1 protein-coding gene is annotated in these 1,016 nt (G+C 56.5%); it reads right to left on the bottom strand.

The annotated features are described in order from the left end of the window. Positions 1-985: IS256 family transposase (locus tag ACF8R3_RS21770; RefSeq protein WP_392516127.1), on the bottom strand; the 985-nt coding region annotated here is incomplete at its 3' end. Positions 986-1,016 lie beyond the last annotated feature (31 nt).

The following is a 1,016-nucleotide window of genomic DNA, read 5'->3' as shown; positions in this document are numbered from 1 at the left end:
GATCCCACGCCCGTCTCCAGGCAGCCACCACTGTTGGATACTGCTTGCCCCAAGGGCCGTTTTCAAAATCGTCCAGCGCCTGCTCAGCTGCCTCAGCGTTGATGGCCTGGTAGATCGGTTTTAGCGCCTTGGCCAACTCACGACGCTTATCCCAGGCCGCATAATCAAGGCTGTTGCGGATCAGATGAACGATGCAGGTTTGCAGTGTCGTAGCCGGAAACACTGCGCTCAGAGCCTCAGGCATCCCTTTGAGTCCGTCGGTCACAGCAATCAGCACGTCTTCGATACCACGCGTCTTGAGATCATTGAACACCTTCATCCAGAACTTCGCACCCTCGGTGTTCTCGATCCAGATGCCCAAGATATCGCGCGTCCCATCGGGTAGAACGCCCAGCGCCAAGTAAATGGCCTTGTTGCGCACCAGGCCTTCTTCGCGGATTTTCACCCGCAGCGCATCAAAGAAAATAACCGGATACATCGGTTCCAGGGGCCGTTGTTGCCACGCGCCGATCTCTTCCATGACCTCGTCTGTCACAGAGCTGATGAAGTCGTGCGAAACCTCTGTTCCGTACTGCTCGGAAAGAAAAGCTCGGATCTCTCGTACTGTCATTCCACGTGCGTACATGGCGATGATCTTGTCGTCGAAGCCGGTGTAACGGCGCTCGTGCTTGGGGATCAGAATGGGCGCAAAGCTGCCGTCTCGATCACGAGGAATCTCCAGCCGCAGCGGGCCATCGCCGGTCAAAACCGTCTTGCCACTCTTGCCGTTACGCTGGTTGGTTTCATCCTCTGGGCGCTGCGCGCCCGGCGGATAGCCCAGATGGTAACCAAGCTCGGCATTCAGCGCGCGTTCGATAAGGGCCTTCTTGAATGCCGCAGAGGCATCCTCGATGGCTTCTGCGGTCATCAAGCCCTCACCGAACTGCTCCAGCAATTCTTTGGGGATTTTGGGCAGGTCACGCAAGGGTTTCTTTTTGGTTGGCATACATGCACCTCTTACTCATGTTATGCCCGAA

Origin of the sequence: Pseudomonas sp. FYR_7 (assembly GCF_043106155.1) — a bacterium.
Taxonomy (GTDB): Bacteria; Pseudomonadota; Gammaproteobacteria; order Pseudomonadales; family Pseudomonadaceae; genus Aquipseudomonas; species Aquipseudomonas parafulva_B.
The sequence above is the reverse complement of the archived record's forward strand: the minus strand, read 5'-3'. Positions and strand labels throughout refer to the sequence as shown.